Below are 18,028 nucleotides of genomic sequence, written 5' to 3'. Positions count from 1 at the left end.
ATCGGGTGAGCGGCTAAGGTGAACGTCCGTGAGCATCCAGGAACTGCCTGCTGATTATCTCGACGACCAGAACGAGACGGAGCCCCGCGAGGAGTGTGGCGTCTTCGGCGTCTGGGCACCCGGGGAAGAAGTGTCGAAGCTGACCTATTTCGGCCTGTTCTCCCTGCAGCATCGCGGGCAGGAGGGCGCCGGCATCGCCGTCGGCGACGGCGACCGCATCGTGGTCTTCAAGGAATCCGGCCTCGTCTCCCAGGTCTTCGACGAATCCATCCTCTCCGCACTGTCGGGCCACGTGGCCATCGGCCACACCCGCTACTCGACGGCAGGTGCAGGCTCTTGGGACAACGTCCAGCCCATGTTCCGTACGGCGCCCGACGGCACCGACGTCGCGCTGGGACACAACGGCAACCTCCTCAACTACACCGAGCTGCTGGAACGCGCGGTGGACAAGGGCCTGATCAAGCCGAACGCCAACGTCAGTGGCCAGGGCTCCTCCTCGGACACCGCGGTCATGGCCGCGCTGCTCGCCGGCGGCGTCGACGAGGGTCGCAGCGTCATCGACTCCGCCCGGCAGCTGCTGCCCACCCTGACCGGCGCCTTCTGCCTCACTTTCACCGACGGCAACACGCTCTACGCCGCCCGCGACCCGCACGGCGTGCGCCCGCTGGTGCTCGGCCGGCTGGAGAAGGGCTGGGTCGTCGCCTCCGAGACGTGCGCGCTCGACATCGTCGGCGCCTCCTTCGTCCGCGAGATCGAGCCAGGTGAGCTGATCACCATCGACGAGACCGGGGTGAACTCTGAGCGCTTCGCCGAGACCACCTACCGTGGCTGTGTCTTCGAGTACGTCTACCTCGCCCGCCCGGACTCCACTATCCGCGGACGCAACGTCAACGCCGTGCGCATCGACATCGGCCGTCGCCTAGCCCGTGACTTCCCGGCCGACGGCGACCTGGTCATCCCGGTTCCCGAGTCCGGTACCCCGGCCGCCGTGGGTTACGCCCGCGAGTCCGGCATCCCCTTCGCGCAGGGGCTGATGAAAAACGCCTACGTCGGGCGCACCTTCATCCAGCCCTCGCAGACCCTGCGTCAGCTGGGCATCCGCCTCAAACTCAACCCGGTCCGCGAGGTCATCGAGGGTAAGCGCCTCATCGTCGTCGACGACTCCATCGTGCGCGGCAACACCCAGCGCGCGCTGATCCGCATGCTCCGGGAGGCCGGCGCGGCGGAGATCCACGTGCGCATCGCCTCCCCGCCGGTGAAGTGGCCGTGTTTCTACGGCATCGACTTCGCCAGCCCGGGAGAGCTCATCGCCAACATCGGCGGCTCCGACGGCGAGTCGGTGACGGAGTCCATCCGTCGCGCCATCGAGGCGGATTCCCTGGGATTTGTCTCCACCGAGGAGATGATCGCTGCCTCCCAGCAGCCCGGAGAAGAACTCTGCGCCGCCTGTTTCACCGGCGAGTACCCGCTGGGACTGCCCGACAACAACCACAACGCCGACGCCGTGCGCCGGATCCAGGCGACCAGCGTCCCCGCTGCCGCCCCGAAGGAGTAACCAGACCATGACCGAGAACACTTGCGGCCCCTCCTACGCCGCCGCCGGCGTCAACATCGAAGCCGGCGACGCCGCCGTCGAGCTGTTCAAGAGCCACGCCAAACGTGCCACCCGCCCCGAGGTCCGCGGCGGTCTCGGCGGGTTCGCCGGGCTCTTCGCCCTGGGCAAGTACGAGGATCCGCTGCTCGCCGCGGGCTCCGACGGTGTGGGTACCAAGCTGGCGGTCGCGCAGGCCATGGACAAACACGACACCATCGGCATCGACCTCGTGGCCATGTGTGTGGATGACCTGGTCGTCTGCGGCGCCGAGCCGCTGTTCCTCCAGGACTACATCGCCATCGGCAAGGTCGTGCCCGAGAAAGTCGCCGAGATCGTCGCCGGCATCGCCGAGGGCTGTGTCCAGGCGGGTTGCGCGCTGCTCGGGGGAGAGACCGCCGAGCACCCGGGCATCATGGCCGACGACCACTACGACGTCTCGGCCACCGCCGTCGGCGTCGTCGAGGCCGCCGAGGTGCTCGGCCCGGAGAAGGTCCGCGACGGCGACATCATCATCGGCATGGAGTCCTCCGGCCTGCATTCCAACGGCTTCTCCCTCGCGCGCCACGTTCTGCTGGAGAACGCCGGCCTGCCGCTGGACGGCCACATCGAGGAGCTCGGCCGCACCCTCGGCGAGGAGCTGCTCGAGCCGACCCGGATCTACGCGCGGGACTGCCTCGCGCTGGCCAACGAGTGCGAGACCCGCACGTTCTGTCATGTCACCGGTGGCGGACTCGTGGGCAACATGGAACGCATCATCCCGGAGGGCCTCGTCGCGGAGATGAGCCGCGCGACGTGGAACCCGCAGCAGATCTTCCGCACCATCCAGTCGATCGGCAAGGTGCCGGCCGTCGAGATGGAGAAGACCTTCAACATGGGTGTCGGCATGGTGGCCATCGTCGCGCCGGAGGACCGCGACCGCGCCCTGGCCATGCTCACCGCCCGGCACATCCACGCCTGGGAGCTCGGCACGGTGCGCTCCGCGGGTGAGGGAGAGACGGCGCGCGCCGTGCTCACCGGTCACCATCAGTAATTGCCCCGCGGGGGAACGCGGAAAATCCCGCCACCGTCACCCGGGAGGGGAGGCGGTAGGCGGGATTTTCTGCGGATGAGCCGGGATCAGCGACTGTTGTCGTCTGCCCAGGGGTCGGAGTCCCGGCCCTCATCGTTGGTCCAGACAGGTTCCGGTTTGCGGCTGGCCAACTCTTTCAGCAGCGAATCCGGGTCCATGTCTTGAGTGTTGTACTTCAGCTGGCGAGCAACCTTGGTCTGTTTGGCTTTGGCGCGTCCGCGACCCATAGGCCTGACCCCCTTGAGGTGTTCGGGCCGAACCAGGGAATTCGGGTGGGCCCATCGACTGTCTTGTGGTGTAATCCTGACACACACCTTAGCCAATCACCGTGAGAAATGCGGCACCGGGGTGCTCACCCGGGCATACGGTCGGAAACTACCGGCCGGAGCGCAGCCTGTCGATGGCCGCGCGCCCCGCCTTCTCTCCCTCGTCCACGGGCAGACTGTCGTGGTCGACCACGGCCGAGACCTCGGGTCGATCGGGGGAGATGACACTCAGCTGACCGGCATCGAGCGCGCTGCGTTTGACCAGTCCCAGGGCCACGGGGCCAAAGTCCCGGTCGTGCACCACGGTGCCCAGCCGGCCGACCCTGCGGCCGTTGACGGCGAGTTCATCCCCGGCCACGGGATCCTGCGGGGCGGAGCCGTCGAGATGCAGCAGGACCAGCAGCCGGGGGGAGCGGCCGAGGTTCTCCACGCGGGCGACGGTCTCCTGTCCCCGGTAGCAACCCTTGTTGAGGTGAACGGCTCTCGCGTGCTGCCCGCGCCCGATGAACCCGGGTACCTCGTGGGCGATGGCCTTGTCATCCAGGTCTGCCGCGAGCTCCGGCTCCAGGGCCTTGACCCGCTCGGCCGTGAACGTCATGAGTCCGGCGAGGCGGAATCCGGCGTCCCCGAACGTATCGACTACCCTGCCCAGCTCTCCGCGTTCCACCAGCAGATCCGTGCGTGCGGGCCCCACCCAGTCCACCTCGCGGGTGACCGCGGCCCCGGTCTCCGGCAGCTCGCCGCCGCCGAGGACGGTGAGCACACCGAGGTCCGTGTCCTCCACCTCGACCTTGGACCAGAAGACCATCTGGCGCAGGAAACCCGCGAAGCTGTCACCCTGCGTCGACGGCAGGTCCAGATAATGGGTGCCGTCCACGATGGAAACGTCCGCGTGATGCAGGATGTGCCCCTGGATGTCCAGGTCCAGGGCGGAAGCCGAGAAACCTTCCGGGGCATCGTCGAGCTTCTGCGAGAGCAGCGTGTTGAGGAACGTGGCCGCATCCTCGCCGCTGACCCGCAGAACCCGGCGGTGGGACCGGTCCACCACGACGCCGGTGTCGTCGACCGGCCGCTGCTCCCCGAGCGGGTCGCCGTAGTGCCAGGCGACGCCGCGGGCATCGAGCAGCGGGTTGGTGTCCTGCAACTCGACCGCCCCGGGGCGCTGCAGCAGCGGGGAGGAGTATTCGGGCAGGTTATTCGTCGGATCAGTCACAGGTTCGATGGTAACGCTAAACCGGGGGCATAATTCAAGGGCGAACCCCCAGCGCGCCCACATGATGAACGGATACCCCCCTGTGACGTCAGCTTCAGCACCGGCCACCCGCCGACCGGATCCGGTGATCTATGTCCTCGAGCCCTTCGGGGGATCGGCCAGAAGGCACAATCCGGCGCTCCCGCATCTCTACTTCGATGACGCGGCCGTGACCCGCGGCGACGGCGTCTTCGAGACCCTGCTCGTGCGCGAAGGCAGGGCGGTGAAGATGGACCGCCACCTGGACAGGTTCACCGCCTCGGCCCGGGCGATGGGGCTGCCGGACGTCGATACGCGGCAGTGGGAGCGGGCGACCGCCGAGGCCGCCGCGGAATGGTCGGCCACGAACGGGGACGCCGAGGCCCGCTGCACGTGGACGTACTCCCACGGGCGCGCCTCGTCGGGGCTGCCCACCGCGTGGGTCATCGTCCAGGGGCTGTCCCCGGAGACCTGCGAACTCCGCGAGCGTGGGGTCAAGGTGGTCACCACGACGCGGGGATACACGCTGACGGATACCCCGGAGTGGTTCCCGGGCGGGGCGAAGACCCTCTCCTACGCACACACCGCCGCGGCCCTGCGCTGGGCCCGCGAGCAGGGCGCGGAGGACGTGCTGTTCCTCGAGTCGCCGGAGGGAAAGGTGCTGGAAGGGGCTACCTCGAGTGTCATCGTGGTCAAGCCGGGCAGGAAGCTGCGCACACCCCCGAGCGGCTCCGGGGTGCTCGCGGGCACCACGCAGGCGGCGATCTTCGAGCTCGCGGAGGCCAGGGGATGGCGGTGCCGCACCCGCGAGCTGACCTACGAGGACCTGTTCGAGGCGGAATCGGTGTGGCTGGTCAGCTCGACGCGGATGGCCGTGCGTGTGCGCAGGCTCGACGGGCGCAAACTGCCCGGCGGGCCGCTCGACGACGAGGTGCGGGAGCTTGTCGACGCCGCCCTCAGCTGATCGCTCCTAGCCGGCGATCCGCTTGAGCTGGGCCGACAGGTGCGGGGTGAGCTCCCCGCCGCCCACGGAGCGCTCGTCCACCCAGCCGAGATCGTTGTTGGGCATGAGGCCGTACAGGCGCTTGCCCGGGCCGTGGTTCTTCGGCCCCCGCTCGGTGACCATGGTCGAGGCGGACTTGACCTCCCAGGCACGTTCGTTGAAGGGCTGGCCGTACATGATCTCCACGGCTCCCGAGGACAGGGCGAAGAACGCCTCGATCTCGTCCTTCTCGGAGATGCGCCAGAAACCGGTCTCGCGCTGGTCCGGGCCGGTGGGGTTGCCCTCGTTGTCGATACGCCAGATGCGGGACTCGTAGCTGAGGTAGTCCTCGCCGTCGTGGGAGAAGATGAGCTGCTGGCCGAAGTTGAACTGCTCGCCGTTCTCGGTCGCCTGGCCCTCGCCGCGCCACACGCCGACCAGCGGCAGGAGCGCGAGCAGCGCGTCGTGCAGGCTCGGTCCCTGGCGCAGGTTCGCGGTGTCGTCCGGGATGGGCAGCGGGCCGAGGTCCAGCGGCGGGATGTTGCGGTGCGCGGTGGACTTCGACTGCTCGGACGCCAGGTTCACGGCGTCGTTGCCGCTGAGCGGCGAGTTGCTCGCCGCGGCGGCGGCGTCGGCCGGGGTGTCGGGAAGATTGCTCGGCTGGTGGGCCTGTTCGTTGTCGGAATTCATGGCCACCAGACTAGCCACCGGGTCAGTTGTCGGGTTCGGCCTGTTCCCAGGCGGCCGTCTCCGGGTCGCCGGCATCCCCGGTGTCCAGGGGCGCTAGGTCCGCGAGTTCGACGGTGATGTTCTGCCGCTCGGTCTCGAACATGATGGAGCCGCCCCTCATCTGCACCATGGCGGCCTGCTGGGACAGCGGCAGATGGCGGGTGTCCATGGTGAAGGTGAAGGCGGCGGTCGCGTCCGCCTCGCGTCCCGGCGGCACGGAGACGAGTTCGCGAACGCTCATGCGGAAGATCGGGCCGTCGAGACGCAGGTTGACCAGGGCGGAGACCGGCTCGGAGAATCCTTCCGGAGTGCCGGTCAGCAGCGCCTCGGAGGCCACCCCGCCGCCGGGGGAGATGTCGTACGGGTTGGAGATGTCCAGGTCGGTGATGCCCAGCAGCTGCCCGAACGCGACGCCGTCGAGGGAGATCACCCGTTTGTACAGCTCCGCGGGGGCGCCGGCGAGGTCGCCGCTGACGACCTGCCGCGGGGTGACGTCGATGCCGCTGAGTTCGGTGCGCGCGTTGACGATGCCGAGCCCCTCCACGCTGATGTCGAGCGACTCCACGCTCATGGTGGGGATCTCGTTGGTGGCCAGTGCGAGCAGGTACGGCTGGCCCCCGACGTAGGCGTCGGGGCTGGTGTCCAGGTCCGCGGACTTCTCCACCGCGGAGGAGATCCGCGCCTCCACCCGGGTGGCGGCCACGCTGTCGACCACCCAGGCGAGCACGGCGACACCGGCCACGCTGGCGACCGAGGCGGTCCGCCAGCTGAGGCGACGTCGGGTACTTTCTGGGGTACTCACCCGTCCATTCTTACCCGATAGAGTGGTGCGCATGTCTACCGCGTACTTTGACCGGATTGATCTGCCGTCGCAGGAGAACCGCGCCCGTGAAGTGCAGTCACTTCTCACCCGCGTGGCGGAGACCGACGGAGTGGAGCCGCTCTCCGAGAGCTTCGTCGGTGGTGTCACCGACGCACGCCTCGGGCACCGTCACCTGGTGGTGCTTATCGACGACCGCGTGGTTGCCGTCGCTGCGGCTGCCGGAGGTGACGCGGAGCTGTGTGTCGACCCGGATTTCCGACGTCGTGGAATCGCGCGGGAGCTGGTGCTGCGGCTGCGGGACGAGCAGGATTCCGTGGGGATCTGGGCACACGGCAACCTGCCGCCCGCCCGTGGGCTGGCCGCCGCCATGGGGCTGTCCAAGAAACGCCGCCTGTTGGTCATGGCCGTGGCCGGGGCGGATCTCTCCGGGGCCGACGCCCGGGTGCCCGAGGGATATGAGGTCCTCAGCGTCGCCGAGTCGAGTGACCGGTGGGGGAGGGACGTGGTTGAGCAGGCCTGGCTGGACGCCAACAACGACGCATTCTCCTGGCACCCTGAGCAGGGCGGGTGGGATCTGGACCGCCTGCACCGGGCGCAGGAGGCGCAGTGGTACTCGGACGAGGATGTCCTCCTGTTGTGGCACCGAGGTTCCGAAGGGGAGAACGATCCGGACCTTGCCGGTTTCCACTGGACCAAATGGCAGTCCGCCGACCATCGCCACGGGGAGGTGTACGTGGTCGGGCTCGCCGGCGGGTACCGGGGCCGGGGTCTCGGCCGGGTGGTCGTGTCCATGGGGCTGGCCCATCTCGTGTCCGGGGGTGCCCGGGAGGTGATCCTCTACGTCGAGGATGACAACGCCGCGGCGGTGCGTCAGTACGAGAAGCTCGGGTTTACGGTCGCGGAGGAACACGTTGTTTATGGGTAACTGTGTGGAGATTCCGGGCCGCGTGCGCCGTTTCTGGTAATTCCCTCAACCCCAACTTGTAATAGTGATCACATTTTGTCGGAACCTCGTGTGAAGCGAAAGTGATTCACCTGCGGAAATGAGGCTGTTCAGATTGAGTAGCGAAGTGTTAACTAGGTGTTAACCAAATGCGACCATTGCGGTTAACGTGCCAGACCTAAGTTTGCTGCCTGTGAGCAACAGGACTGGTCTGTCGTGCGGTTTCGGTCGACCTGCCAGGTACCTGTCACTGGCCCCCGTCTCGGGGGCGGACTTTGCTCGGACTACACCGTAACTTTACAAAAACCGGAAAGGTTTTCCTGTGATCCGCAACTTCAAGCGTACCGCTTCCATCCTCGGCGTTGTCGCCGCTGGTTCCGCCGCTCTCGTCGCCTGTGGCGACTCCGCAACGGACGGCGCCTCCTCCTCCAACGGCGAGTCCTCCGCCGCCGAAGGCGACCTCTCCGGCACCTCCGGCGAGCTGGTTGCCGAGGGCGCGTCCTCCCAGCAGAACGCCATGGAGATCTTCGGTACCACCTACGCGGAGTCCGTCGACGGCGCATCCCTCGCCTACAACCCCACCGGCTCCGGCTCCGGCCGTACGAACTTCGTCGCTGGCCAGGTCGACTTCGCTGGTTCCGACTCCCCGCTGTCCGAGGATCAGGTCGCCCCGGCAACCGAGCGTTGTGGCGGCAACGAGGCATGGCACCTCCCCTTCGTCATCGGCCCGGTTGCCATCGCCTACAACCTTGACGGTGTCGAGAAGGTCAACCTCTCCGTCCCCACCCTGATCAAGATCTTCAAGGGTGAGATCACCAACTGGAACGACGAGGCCATCGCTGCCGAGAACGAGGGCACCGAGCTCCCGGATCAGGGCATCACCGTCGTCTACCGTTCCGACGAGTCCGGCACCTCCCAGAACTTCCAGAAGTTCCTCGCCACCGCCGGCGAGTGGGACGGCGAAGGCCAGCAGTTCCCCAACGCCATCGGCGAGGGTGCCAACGGCTCCAACGGTGTGGCCACCCAGGTCAAGAACGTCCCGGGCGCCATCACCTACGTCGAGTACGGCTTCGCCCTGCAGAACGACCTCGGCATTGCCGCTGTCGACTTCGGCTCCGGCGCCACCGAGCTCAACGCTGAGAACGTCAACGTCGCTCTCGAGGGCCTCGAGTTCAAGAACGAGGGCCACAACATGGTCGTCGACACCGAGGCTCTCTTCTCGCAGACCCAGGAAGGCGCTTACCCGCTGGTCCTGACCACCTACGAGATCGTCTGCTCCGCAGGCTACGACGAGGACGTCCAGAACCGCCTCAAGGACTTCCTCACCGTCGCTCTGAACAACCAGGATGCACTGGCCGAGATCGGCTTCATCCCGGTCGAGGGCTCGCACCGCGATCGTCTCGTCGAGGCTGTCGCAGCCATCGGCGAAGGCGCCTAAGTAACACCCCGCCCGGCCCGGATCATCCGGGCCGGCGCAGTCCGCCGCCCTTGGGGCTGGGACGCACCCGCGCCCCCGGAACGTCGACAAAACGTTTCCGGGGGTGCGACCACGTGGACATCCGACCCGGTTGTCAAGAAAAAGCCAACTTGTTAAGGAAACGAATAAATGGCTAGTAGCCCTCGTGAGCCCGATGAGGACGTGATCTCCATGTCCCAGGCGACGGTGGACACACACCGCGACGAACACGCAGACCCGACCACGCAGAAGATCGAAGCCGAAAAGGGTGGCGCAGTGAAGCGCCCCGGCGACCGGGTCTTCGAATTCCTCTCCACCGCTTCCGCCACGATCATCACCGTGCTCATCGCGGCTATCGGCCTCTACCTCGTCTACAGCGCGTGGCCGGCCCTCAGCCGCAACGAAGGCGGGCTCTGGGGATTCTTCACCTACACCGGCGCGTGGCAGACCAACAACCTCGAGGAAATGCAGTTCGGTATCCCGAACCTGCTGGGTGTCACCATCCTGATTTCCCTGGTGGCCCTCGCCATCGCCATGCCCGTGGCACTGGGCATCGCCATCTTCCTCTCCAACTACGCACCGAAGCGCGCCGTCAAGCCGCTGGGCTACCTCGTCGACATGCTCGCCGCGGTTCCGTCCATCGTCTACGGCCTCTGGGGCTGGCAGATCCTCGGCCCGTTCCTCACCCGCTTCTACGAGTGGCTCACCGGCTGGGCAGGCGGATTCTTCCTCTTCTCCTACGACGCGGGACTCTCTCCCTCGCTGGCCACCGGACGTAACATCTTCACCGGCGGCATCGTCCTTGCGGTGATGATCCTCCCGGTGATCGCCTCCACCGCACGAGAGGTCTTCGTGCAGACCCCCAAGGGCCAGGTCGAGGCAGCTCTCGCCCTCGGCGCCACCCGCTGGGAAGTCGTCCGCATGACGGTCCTGCCCTTCGGCCTGTCCGGCTTCATCTCCGGTTCCATGCTCGGCCTGGGCCGTGCACTGGGTGAGACCATGGCGCTGTACATGGTCGTCTCTCCCTCGCCGAACTTCCGTTGGTCCCTCATGGACGGTGGCCAGACGTTCGCCACCGCCATCGCCAACGCGGCCCCCGAATTCAATAACCCGATCTCCTCGGGTGCCTACATCGCCGCCGGTCTGGTGCTGTTCCTGTTGACGTTTGTGGTCAACACGATCGCCCGCTCGCTGGTCAAGTAAAGGAAGGCGAGAAAAAACATGTCAACTCCTCTCAGCTCAGACACCACGCCTCTGGCCACCACCGGCAAGGGTTTCAGCGACATCTCCGGCAGCCGCAAGGCAGTCAACAACGTCGCCACCGTGCTCGTGTGGGTAGCAATGCTCCTCGCCCTCGTCCCGCTCGTGTGGGTGCTGTGGACGGTTCTCTCCAGCGGCCTCGGCCGGATCCTCACGCTGTCCTGGTGGACCGAGGATCAGGGGACCACCCCGACCTTCATGGCCGGCGGCGGCGCGCTCCACGCCATCGTGGGTACTTTCATGCAGACCATTGTCGCGGCGGTCTTCTCCGTGCCCATCGGCATCTTCACCGCCATCTACCTCGTCGAGTACTCCCGGGGCGGCTGGCTCGGACGAATCACCACCTTCATGGTGGACATCCTCTCCGGTGTCCCGTCGATCGTCGCCGCGCTGTTCATCTACGCGCTGTGGATCTCCACCCTGGGCTTCAACCGCTCCGGTTTCGCCGTCACCCTGTCGCTCATCCTCATGATGATCCCCATCGTGGTCCGCAACACCGAGGAAATGCTGCGCGTCGTTCCCATGGATCTTCGCGAGGCCTCGTACGCCCTGGGCGTGCCCAAGTGGAAGACGATCTACAAGATCGTCCTGCCCACCGCGCTCTCGGGCATCGTCACCGGTGTCATGCTCGCCATCGCCCGCGTCATGGGCGAGTCCGCACCGGTCCTCATCCTCGTGGGATCCACCCGCACGCTGAACCTCGACATGTTCAGCGGCCCGCAGTCGTCCCTGCCGCTCATGATGCTCGACATGTACAAGTCGGGTACCACCGCGCCGACCATCGACAAGATGTGGGGCGCTGCCCTGACGCTTGTTCTCATCATCGCGCTCCTCAACATCGCCGCCCGGATCATCTCTGCCCGGTACTCCGTCAAGAGCTAGCCAGCCGGACGCCAGCGTCGCTCGTCAGCCGTTCCACCACACTCAGGAGAATCATGTCCAACAAACTCACTCTCAACGACGTCAACATCTACTACGGTGACTTCCACGCCGTGCAGAACGTCAACCTCGACATCCCCGCCCAGGCAGTGACCGCCTTCATCGGCCCCTCGGGCTGCGGCAAGTCCACCGTTCTGCGCACCCTGAACCGTATGCACGAGGTCATCCCCGGTGCCTACGTCAAGGGCGAGATCAAACTCGACGACAAAGACATCTACGGCAAGGGCGTCGATCCCGTGGCCGTGCGCAACACCATCGGCATGGTCTTCCAGAAGGCCAACCCCTTCCCGACCATGTCCATCGAGGACAACGTCGTCGCCGGTCTCCGCCTCTCCGGCGAGTCCAACAAGAAGCGACTCAAGGAGGTGGCGGAGCGCTCCCTGCGCGGCGCCAACCTGTGGGAAGAGGTCAAGGACCGTCTGGACAAGCCGGGCGGCGGCCTCTCCGGTGGTCAGCAGCAGCGTCTCTGCATTGCCCGCGCCATCGCGGTCGAGCCCGAGGTTCTCCTCATGGACGAGCCCTGCTCCGCGCTCGACCCCATCTCCACCCTGGCCATCGAGGACCTCATTCACGAGCTGAAGAAGGACTTCACCATCGTCATCGTGACGCACAACATGCAGCAGGCTGCCCGTGTGTCCGACAAGACGGCCTTCTACAACCTCGAGGCCACCGGCAAGCCGGGCCACCTCGTGGAGTTCAGCGACACCAAGAAGATCTTCGAGAACCCGGATCAGAAGGAAACCGAAGACTACATCGCCGGCCGCTTCGGCTAAACCCGGACACCGATTGTCCGACGGGCCCTGCCCGCGCCCTCAACGGCGCGGGCAGGGCCCCTCGCATGTCCTATGGTGGGGCACATGGCGATCAACACCCAGAACCTCAGTAACCGTGAGCCGGTCGAGTACGCGGACTTGCTCCATGCCGAGGGCCGCTCGGCCGCGCGCAGCGGACCGGAGGTCGTCCTCGTCAACCACGCCGCCGTCGTCGCCGCGGCCCGCGACCCGGAAACGTACAGCTCCGCCGTCTCCCGCTTCCTCCAGTTGCCCAACGGGCTCGACGGCGACGGGCACGCCGCGTTTCGTGGGTTGATCGAGCGTTACCTGTCGGCGGATGCCGTCGGCGGACTGGCCGACGACTTCGCGGCCACGGCCGCCCGTGTCATCGACGAGCGCCTCCCCGACGCCGAGGTGGAACTCGACGCAGTCACGGACCTCGGCGCGGTGTTCTCGGTCCGCGCGATGATCGACTGGCTCGGCTGGCCCGTCGCCATGGAGGATCGCCTGCTGGGCTGGGTACTGGAGAACAACGCCGCGACCCGCTCGGGAGACCTGGAGCGCACCGCCGCGGTGGCGAAGGCCTACGACGACATCATCCACGAGGTGGTCGGCGGGATCGGGGAGGAGGACACCGTCACCGCCCAGCTGGTGGCCGATGACTCGCTCGGGCGACCGCTGAGCTTCAACGAGGTGGTGTCGATTCTCCGGAACTGGACCGGCGGCGACCTCTCGTCGATGGCCTACTCCATCGGCGTCATCCTCCACGGACTCGCCGAGATGCCCGCGATCCAGGACCGGCTACGCGGCGGGGTGAGCGAGGCCGAGATGACGGCCATCATCGACGAGTTCCTGCGTATCGACGACCCCTTCGTCTCCAACCGGAGGGTGACCACCTGCCCCGTCGAACTCGAGGGCGAGGAGTTCCCCGCCGGCACCCGCGTCCGGCTGCACTGGACGGGTGCGAACCGTGACCCCGGCGTCTTCGCCGATCCGGACGCCTTCGACCCGCACGGCAACGCCGGAAACAATCTGGTCTGGGGTGTCGGGCCACACGTGTGTCCCGGAAAGACCCTGTCCATGGTCGAGCTGCACAGCTTCGTCCATGAGCTCCTCGCGCGCGCGGAGGTTCTGCCCGCGGGGGAGGAGAACGCGGCGCGGGAGATTCATCCCGTCGGTGGCTGGTCAGCCCGGCCGGTGAGGCTCCGGCCGCTGGTCTGATACGCCGCCCCGGGGGCAGCCGGAGGCCCTAGCGGTACTGGCTGCTGCCGCGTTTGCGCTGGTCCTCGAACCGACGTTTGATGTCCTCCTCGGGATCCACACCGAGCCGGTCCATCTCGTACTGGTCCGGCATGAGACCCGTGATGAGGAAGACGATGCGGGAGGAGACGTTGACGCAGTGATCCGCCCAGCGCTCGTAGAAACGCAGCAATAGCGCGGTGTCCACCGCCTGACGGGTGGGGAACTCGCCCTCGCGGCGCGTCAGCCGCGTGAGCAGGCTGTTGTTGAGCCCGTCCACCTCGTCGTCGTCCGTGGACAGGCTGAGGGCCAGGTCGGCATCGGGATTGACGAGCAGCTCGCGGGTCTTGCCCGACATGGCGTCGACCAGTTCCACCAGTCGAGAGAACTCGGCCTGGAGCTCGGCGGGGATCACCAGATCGGGGTGACGCCGGCGGGCGGACTTGGCGATGTGCATGCTCAGGGCCGCCATGCGGTCGAAGTCCTCGACGATGTAGATCGAGGAGATGACCTGGCGCAGATCACTGGCGACGGGGGCCTCCAGCGCGAGCAGTTGGATGGAACGCTCCTTGCAGCGCTGGCGGAGGTCCTCGAGGGGATCCATCATCGACAGCGCGTCCTCGGCTTCCTGCAGGGAGGCCCGCAGCAGCGCATTGGACGCTTTAGCCATCGCCTCGCGGACGGTATCGCACATGACGATGAGATCCTGTGCGAATTCATCCAGATCGGAGCGGTAGGCGGTGCGCATATGGGGAATCCTAGGTCATCGGTGCACCAGATTCACTTATGCGCACATATTTATCCTCCGTTGTTCATGTCCCCGCCACCGTCGAGAACCCGGGCGTTGTCCTGGGGGTCGTCGAGCCAGCCGTCGGGAAGCGTCACCTTGGCGGGGGAACCCTGGCGCCCGCGCGGCGCGTCGGCGTCGTCGGCGAGCTCTGGCGAGTCCGCGTAGGGCGCGAGGCGCTCGCGGAGATCGGCGAGCGAGGAGATCTTGGTCAGCTCCGCGCGCATCTTCCCGCCCACGGGGAATCCCCGCATGTACCAGCCCATGTGTTTGCGCATGTCCCGGCAGGCGTGCTCCTCGCCCATGTGCTCGGCGAGGAGCTCGGCGTGGCGGTAGATGACGTCCGTGACCTCGCCGAGCGTCGGCTCGGGGGGCAGGGGTTCACCGCGGAGTTCGGCGCCAAGGGAGGCGAACAGCCAGGGGCGGCCGAGGCAGCCGCGCCCGACGACGACCCCGTCGCAGCCGGTGGCGTCCATCATCGTCCGGGCGTCGGAGGCGGCGAAGATGTCGCCGTTGCCCAGGACCGGAATGTCGTATCCCCTGAGGTGCTCGACGAGAGCGCGGATCTCCCCGAGATCCGCGTCACCGGAGTAGCGCTGGGCGGCGGTGCGTGCGTGCAGCGTCACGGCGGACGCGCCCTCTTCGGCGGCGATGCGGCCGGCGTCGAGATGCGTCTTGTGCTCGTCGTCGATACCGATGCGGAACTTCGCGGTGACGGGGATGTCCGTCCCCTCCACGCCCTTCACAGCGGCGGCGATGATGGATCCGAAGAGCTTGCGTTTGAACGGGATGGCCGCGCCGCCGCCGCGGCGGGTGATCTTGGGTACCGCGCAGCCGAAGTTCAGGTCGAGGTGATCGGCGATGCCCTCCTCCGCGATCATCCGGGCGGCCTTGAACGTGTACTCGGGGTCGACCGTGTAGAGCTGCATCGACCGGATGTCCTCGGACATGCCGAAGGTGGTCATGTGCAGGGTTTTTTCGTTGCGCTCCGCGAGCGCCCGGGCGGTGATCATCTCGCAGACGTAGAGCCCGGACACCGTCCCGGTACGCGCCTGTTCCTGTTCCCGGCAGAGCGTGCGAAACGCCACGTTGGTCACCCCGGCCATCGGCGCGAGGACGACGGGGGAGTTCACCGTGAGGGAGCCGATGGTGAGGGAGCGCTGGGCGTGGGGCTGAGGGTCCGCGGGGGAGGCCGGGGTGGAGACAGTCACGGGCCTCATTGTCCCTGGTCTGGGTTCTTCGCCCAAACCGAACGTGGTGCGGGAACCGGGGATCGGGCGCGCGGCACGGAGACCGGGGTGCCGCGGGAGCGTCGGGCGCAGCCGGAGGAAAGGCGGATCACTTTGCCGTCAAAACTGGCTGGAGAAGAAACCGCGGGTGATTGAGCAGGGACTATCGCGAGCAATCGCGCTCGCGTCTACAGTGGATGAGCAGTACTGCACGTCACAAATCCTTACACGAGAGGTGAACTCACCAGATGTCTGATCGCATCCTGAATTCCGAGCTGAAGAACAAAGTCATGTCCGCCGAGGAGGCCGCCAAGTTCGTCAACAACGGCGACAACGTCGGCATGTCCGGCTTCACCGGCGCCGGCTACCCGAAGGCGCTGCCGGCCGCCATCGCCGAGAACGCGAAGGCCGCGCACGAAAAGGGCGAGGAATTCAAGATCAACGTCTTCACCGGCGCCTCCACCGGCCCGGAGACCGACGCCGTGCTCTCTGCGGCCGAGGCCATCAACTTCCGTACGCCGTACAACTCCGACAAGGAGCTGCGCAGCCAGATCAACAAGGGTGAGGCGTTCTACTCGGACATCCACCTCTCCCACCTGGGCCAGCAGGTCCAGCAGGGTTTCTTCGGTGATATGCAGGTGGCCATCCTCGAGTGTGTGAAGATCAACGAGGACGGCTCCCTCGTCCCGTCCTCCGCGGTGGGCAACAACGTCGAGTATGCGGCCAAGGCCGACAAGATCATCCTCGAGGTCAACTCCTGGCAGTCGCTCGACCTGGAGGGCATGCACGACATCTACGCCCCCGAGGAGCTGTGGGACCGCACCCCGATCCAGATCACCAAGGTGGGCAACCGCATCGGTGACATGTACCACAAGATCGACGTGAGCAAGGTCGTCGCCGTGGTCGAGACCGACAGCGCGGACCGTAACTCGCCCTTCACCGAGCCGGATGACATCTCCAAGAAGATCGCGGAGAACTTCCTGCAGTTCCTCGAGGACGAGGTTGCCGCCGGTCGTCTGACCTACGACAACTACGTCATGCAGTCCGGCGTGGGCAACGTACCGAACGCCGTGATGTCCGGCCTGCTGGACTCCAAGTTCGAGAACATCACCGCCTACACCGAGGTCATCCAGGACGGCATGCTGGATCTCATTGACGCCGGCAAGATGTCCATGGCGTCCGCGACCTCCTTCGCTCTCTCGCCCGAGGCTGCGGTGCGGATGAACGAGAAGGCCGACTTCTACAACAAGCACATCATCCTGCGCCCGCAGGCGACCTCCAACAACCCCGAGGTCATCCGCCGTCTGGGGCTCATTGCCACCAACGGTCTCATCGAGGCCGACATCTACGGCAACGTCAACTCCACCAACGTCACCGGCGTCCGCGTCATGAACGGCATCGGCGGCTCGGGTGACTTCACCCGTAACGCGTACATCTCCTCCTTCATCACCCCGTCCGTGGCCAAGGGTGGCGCGATCTCCGCGATCGTTCCCTTCGCCTCGCACATCGACCACACCGAGCACGACGTCATGGTCATCATCACCGAGTACGGCTACGCCGATCTCCGTGGCCTGGCTCCGCGCCAGCGTGTCGAGAAGATGATCTCCATCGCGCACCCGGACTACCGTCCGCAGCTCGAGGAGTACGTCGAGGCCGCGAACAAGGTCGGCGGCCACACCCCGCACGATCTCACCAAGGCGTTCGACTTCCACAACCGTTTCAACGAGACCGGTTCGATGCGCAAGGCCTAAAATAACGGCGCTTATCGACGCCGCGTTCCCTGCCTTTTCCGCCGGGGGCGCGGCGTCGGTGTGTCCGGGCCCGGTGATTTCAGGCTCCGGAGGGTCAACCGCTACGATTGTTGACCGTTGGGCCTTTAGCTCAGTTGGTAGAGCTACGGACTTTTAATCCGCAGGTCCCGGGTTCGAGCCCCGGAGGGCCCACCACCACACCACCCGCCTCGCAGGCGGGTGGTGTCGTTTTTCCAGGGGGTTTGTCAGGACTTCACCAGCCGCCGGATGGCCGCCATCGCCTCGGCGACCTTCTCCTCGGCGACGACACCCCCCTCCCGGGCGGCATTGGTGACGCAGTGCTCGAGATGGTCCTCCAGCAGCGCGAGGGAGACGTTCTCCAGGGCCGACGTGACGGCGGAAACCTGGGTGAGGATGTCGATGCAGTACGCGTCCTCGTCGATCATCCGGTGGATTCCCCGTGCCTGGCCCTCGATGCGCCGCATCCTGGCCAGGTAGCGGGCCTTGTTCTCGTGATAGCCGTGGGTGTCGGCGTGGCAGGACGTGTCATCGTGCGTCTGCTCGGTCATGGGTGGTCCTCTCCCCGGGGTGGTGACGGCGCTGAACTTCTCGGCCATGATATACCGCCCCACCGTATCGGAAAAAACGCGAAACCCTAGGCTACGTGGTGTTTTGGAGAACGGGGGGCGCTCGACTAAGTTTTAGTGAGTCGAAACTGAGCCGGAGATTCGTGCGGTGAAAGTCGACTGGGCCCCCATCGTCTAGAGGCCTAGGACACCGCCCTTTCACGGCGGCGACACGGGTTCGAACCCCGTTGGGGGTACGGAGTTACTTTCCGGGTACCTCCAGATTATTGAATATGGCCCTGTGGCGCAGTTGGTTAGCGCGCCGCCCTGTCACGGCGGAGGTCGCGGGTTCAAGTCCCGTCAGGGTCGCCAATGCCAAAACGGCGTCGAA

General features: G+C 66.4%; 17 protein-coding genes and 3 tRNA genes. 13 read left to right on the top strand and 7 right to left on the bottom strand.

Features of this window, described 5'->3' with window-relative positions:
- Positions 1 to 28 precede the first annotated feature (28 nt).
- Together purF and purM are read left to right on the top strand one after the other, a co-directional pair.
- Entirely contained in the window at positions 29 to 1,555 is a 1,527-nt protein-coding gene (gene purF / locus CDOO_RS11080; RefSeq protein ID WP_018022725.1) for an amidophosphoribosyltransferase, read from the top strand.
- Positions 1,556 to 1,562: 7 nt separating this feature from the next.
- On the top strand, positions 1,563 to 2,624 hold the full coding sequence (gene purM, locus CDOO_RS11075) for a phosphoribosylformylglycinamidine cyclo-ligase (protein ID WP_018022726.1): 1,062 nt from the start codon (positions 1,563 to 1,565) through the stop codon (positions 2,622 to 2,624).
- Between the two features lie 86 nt (positions 2,625 to 2,710).
- Here the strand turns inward: purM and CDOO_RS11070 are convergent, their stop codons facing one another.
- Positions 2,711 to 2,890 (bottom strand): DUF3073 domain-containing protein, encoded by a 180-nt coding sequence (locus tag CDOO_RS11070; protein ID WP_020384676.1) that lies wholly within the window; start codon positions 2,888 to 2,890, stop codon positions 2,711 to 2,713.
- 148 nt (positions 2,891 to 3,038) lie between these two features.
- A complete protein-coding gene (gene ygfZ, locus CDOO_RS11065) occupies positions 3,039 to 4,142 on the bottom strand; it encodes a CAF17-like 4Fe-4S cluster assembly/insertion protein YgfZ (protein WP_018022728.1) in 1,104 nt (367 codons plus the stop codon).
- A gap of 82 nt (positions 4,143 to 4,224) precedes the next feature.
- On the opposite strand from ygfZ, the gene CDOO_RS11060 reads away from it, so the two are divergent.
- Positions 4,225 to 5,124 (top strand): aminodeoxychorismate lyase, encoded by a 900-nt coding sequence (locus CDOO_RS11060; protein WP_245616221.1) that lies wholly within the window; start codon positions 4,225 to 4,227, stop codon positions 5,122 to 5,124.
- Positions 5,125 to 5,130: 6 nt separating this feature from the next.
- Here the strand turns inward: CDOO_RS11060 and CDOO_RS11055 are convergent, their stop codons facing one another.
- Together CDOO_RS11055 and CDOO_RS11050 are read right to left on the bottom strand one after the other, a co-directional pair.
- Entirely contained in the window at positions 5,131 to 5,832 is a 702-nt protein-coding gene (locus CDOO_RS11055; protein ID WP_018022730.1) for a heme-binding beta-barrel domain-containing protein, read from the bottom strand.
- A gap of 22 nt (positions 5,833 to 5,854) precedes the next feature.
- Complete coding sequence (locus tag CDOO_RS11050; RefSeq protein WP_245616220.1) at positions 5,855 to 6,673, bottom strand: LmeA family phospholipid-binding protein; 819 nt, start codon at positions 6,671 to 6,673, stop codon at positions 5,855 to 5,857.
- A gap of 31 nt (positions 6,674 to 6,704) precedes the next feature.
- Between CDOO_RS11050 and mshD the strand changes: the two genes are divergently transcribed.
- The 6 genes from mshD (at position 6,705) to CDOO_RS11020 (ending at position 13,286) form a co-directional block, all read left to right on the top strand.
- Positions 6,705 to 7,619, top strand: a complete 915-nt coding sequence (gene mshD, locus CDOO_RS11045; RefSeq protein ID WP_018022732.1) for a mycothiol synthase — start codon at positions 6,705 to 6,707, stop codon at positions 7,617 to 7,619.
- Between the two features lie 340 nt (positions 7,620 to 7,959).
- A complete protein-coding gene (pstS, locus tag CDOO_RS11040) occupies positions 7,960 to 9,075 on the top strand; it encodes a phosphate ABC transporter substrate-binding protein PstS (RefSeq protein WP_018022733.1) in 1,116 nt (371 codons plus the stop codon).
- A 168-nt stretch (positions 9,076 to 9,243) separates the two neighbouring features.
- Positions 9,244 to 10,296 (top strand): phosphate ABC transporter permease subunit PstC, encoded by a 1,053-nt coding sequence (pstC, locus tag CDOO_RS11035; RefSeq protein WP_026159466.1) that lies wholly within the window; start codon positions 9,244 to 9,246, stop codon positions 10,294 to 10,296.
- An 18-nt stretch (positions 10,297 to 10,314) separates the two neighbouring features.
- Positions 10,315 to 11,235, top strand: coding sequence for a phosphate ABC transporter permease PstA (gene pstA, locus CDOO_RS11030; protein ID WP_018022735.1), 921 nt, complete (start codon positions 10,315 to 10,317; stop codon positions 11,233 to 11,235).
- A 53-nt stretch (positions 11,236 to 11,288) separates the two neighbouring features.
- Positions 11,289 to 12,065, top strand: coding sequence for a phosphate ABC transporter ATP-binding protein PstB (pstB, locus tag CDOO_RS11025; protein ID WP_018022736.1), 777 nt, complete (start codon positions 11,289 to 11,291; stop codon positions 12,063 to 12,065).
- Between the two features lie 84 nt (positions 12,066 to 12,149).
- Positions 12,150 to 13,286 carry a cytochrome P450 gene (locus CDOO_RS11020; RefSeq protein ID WP_018022737.1) on the top strand — a complete coding sequence of 379 codons (1,137 nt, stop codon included), beginning with the start codon at positions 12,150 to 12,152 and terminating at the stop codon, positions 13,284 to 13,286.
- Positions 13,287 to 13,314: 28 nt separating this feature from the next.
- Here the strand turns inward: CDOO_RS11020 and phoU are convergent, their stop codons facing one another.
- Both phoU and dusB read right to left on the bottom strand, forming a co-directional pair.
- A complete protein-coding gene (gene phoU, locus CDOO_RS11015) occupies positions 13,315 to 14,052 on the bottom strand; it encodes a phosphate signaling complex protein PhoU (RefSeq protein WP_018022738.1) in 738 nt (245 codons plus the stop codon).
- Between the two features lie 50 nt (positions 14,053 to 14,102).
- Complete coding sequence (gene dusB / locus CDOO_RS11010) at positions 14,103 to 15,197, bottom strand: tRNA dihydrouridine synthase DusB (protein ID WP_051064098.1); 1,095 nt, start codon at positions 15,195 to 15,197, stop codon at positions 14,103 to 14,105.
- A gap of 371 nt (positions 15,198 to 15,568) precedes the next feature.
- Between dusB and scpC the strand changes: the two genes are divergently transcribed.
- Together scpC and CDOO_RS11000 are read left to right on the top strand one after the other, a co-directional pair.
- Positions 15,569 to 17,071 (top strand): succinyl-CoA:acetate CoA-transferase ScpC, encoded by a 1,503-nt coding sequence (gene scpC, locus CDOO_RS11005; RefSeq protein ID WP_018022740.1) that lies wholly within the window; start codon positions 15,569 to 15,571, stop codon positions 17,069 to 17,071.
- Positions 17,072 to 17,190: 119 nt separating this feature from the next.
- Positions 17,191 to 17,266 (top strand) — tRNA-Lys (locus CDOO_RS11000).
- Positions 17,267 to 17,316: 50 nt separating this feature from the next.
- Here the strand turns inward: CDOO_RS11000 and CDOO_RS10995 are convergent.
- Positions 17,317 to 17,640 (bottom strand): metal-sensitive transcriptional regulator, encoded by a 324-nt coding sequence (locus CDOO_RS10995; protein WP_018022741.1) that lies wholly within the window; start codon positions 17,638 to 17,640, stop codon positions 17,317 to 17,319.
- 181 nt (positions 17,641 to 17,821) lie between these two features.
- Between CDOO_RS10995 and CDOO_RS10990 the strand changes: the two genes are divergently transcribed.
- Positions 17,822 to 17,894, top strand: a tRNA-Glu gene (locus CDOO_RS10990).
- Between the two features lie 38 nt (positions 17,895 to 17,932).
- A tRNA-Asp gene (locus CDOO_RS10985) sits at positions 17,933 to 18,009 on the top strand.
- The last annotated feature ends 19 nt before the right edge of the window (positions 18,010 to 18,028 follow it).

This window comes from Corynebacterium doosanense CAU 212 = DSM 45436, from assembly GCF_000767055.1.
GTDB classification, from domain to species: domain Bacteria; phylum Actinomycetota; class Actinomycetes; order Mycobacteriales; family Mycobacteriaceae; genus Corynebacterium; species Corynebacterium doosanense.
Note: the sequence above shows the minus strand (reverse complement) of the source record. Positions and strands in the feature narration are given on the sequence as shown.

What these genes read in the sequence shown, in the direction of transcription:
- purM (WP_018022726.1), top strand. Translation starts at nt 1,563, where the DNA reads ATGACCGAGAACACTTGCGGCCCCTCCTACGCCGCCGCCGGCGTCAAC.
- CDOO_RS11070 (WP_020384676.1), bottom strand. Translation starts at nt 2,890, where the DNA reads ATGGGTCGCGGACGCGCCAAAGCCAAACAGACCAAGGTTGCTCGCCAG.
- CDOO_RS11055 (WP_018022730.1), bottom strand. Translation starts at nt 5,832, where the DNA reads ATGAATTCCGACAACGAACAGGCCCACCAGCCGAGCAATCTTCCCGAC.
- mshD (WP_018022732.1), top strand. Translation starts at nt 6,705, where the DNA reads ATGTCTACCGCGTACTTTGACCGGATTGATCTGCCGTCGCAGGAGAAC.
- pstC (WP_026159466.1), top strand. Translation starts at nt 9,244, where the DNA reads ATGGCTAGTAGCCCTCGTGAGCCCGATGAGGACGTGATCTCCATGTCC.
- pstA (WP_018022735.1), top strand. Translation starts at nt 10,315, where the DNA reads ATGTCAACTCCTCTCAGCTCAGACACCACGCCTCTGGCCACCACCGGC.
- pstB (WP_018022736.1), top strand. Translation starts at nt 11,289, where the DNA reads ATGTCCAACAAACTCACTCTCAACGACGTCAACATCTACTACGGTGAC.
- CDOO_RS11020 (WP_018022737.1), top strand. Translation starts at nt 12,150, where the DNA reads ATGGCGATCAACACCCAGAACCTCAGTAACCGTGAGCCGGTCGAGTAC.
- phoU (WP_018022738.1), bottom strand. Translation starts at nt 14,052, where the DNA reads ATGCGCACCGCCTACCGCTCCGATCTGGATGAATTCGCACAGGATCTC.
- dusB (WP_051064098.1), bottom strand. Translation starts at nt 15,197, where the DNA reads ATGGCCGGGGTGACCAACGTGGCGTTTCGCACGCTCTGCCGGGAACAG.
- scpC (WP_018022740.1), top strand. Translation starts at nt 15,569, where the DNA reads ATGTCTGATCGCATCCTGAATTCCGAGCTGAAGAACAAAGTCATGTCC.
- CDOO_RS10995 (WP_018022741.1), bottom strand. Translation starts at nt 17,640, where the DNA reads ATGACCGAGCAGACGCACGATGACACGTCCTGCCACGCCGACACCCAC.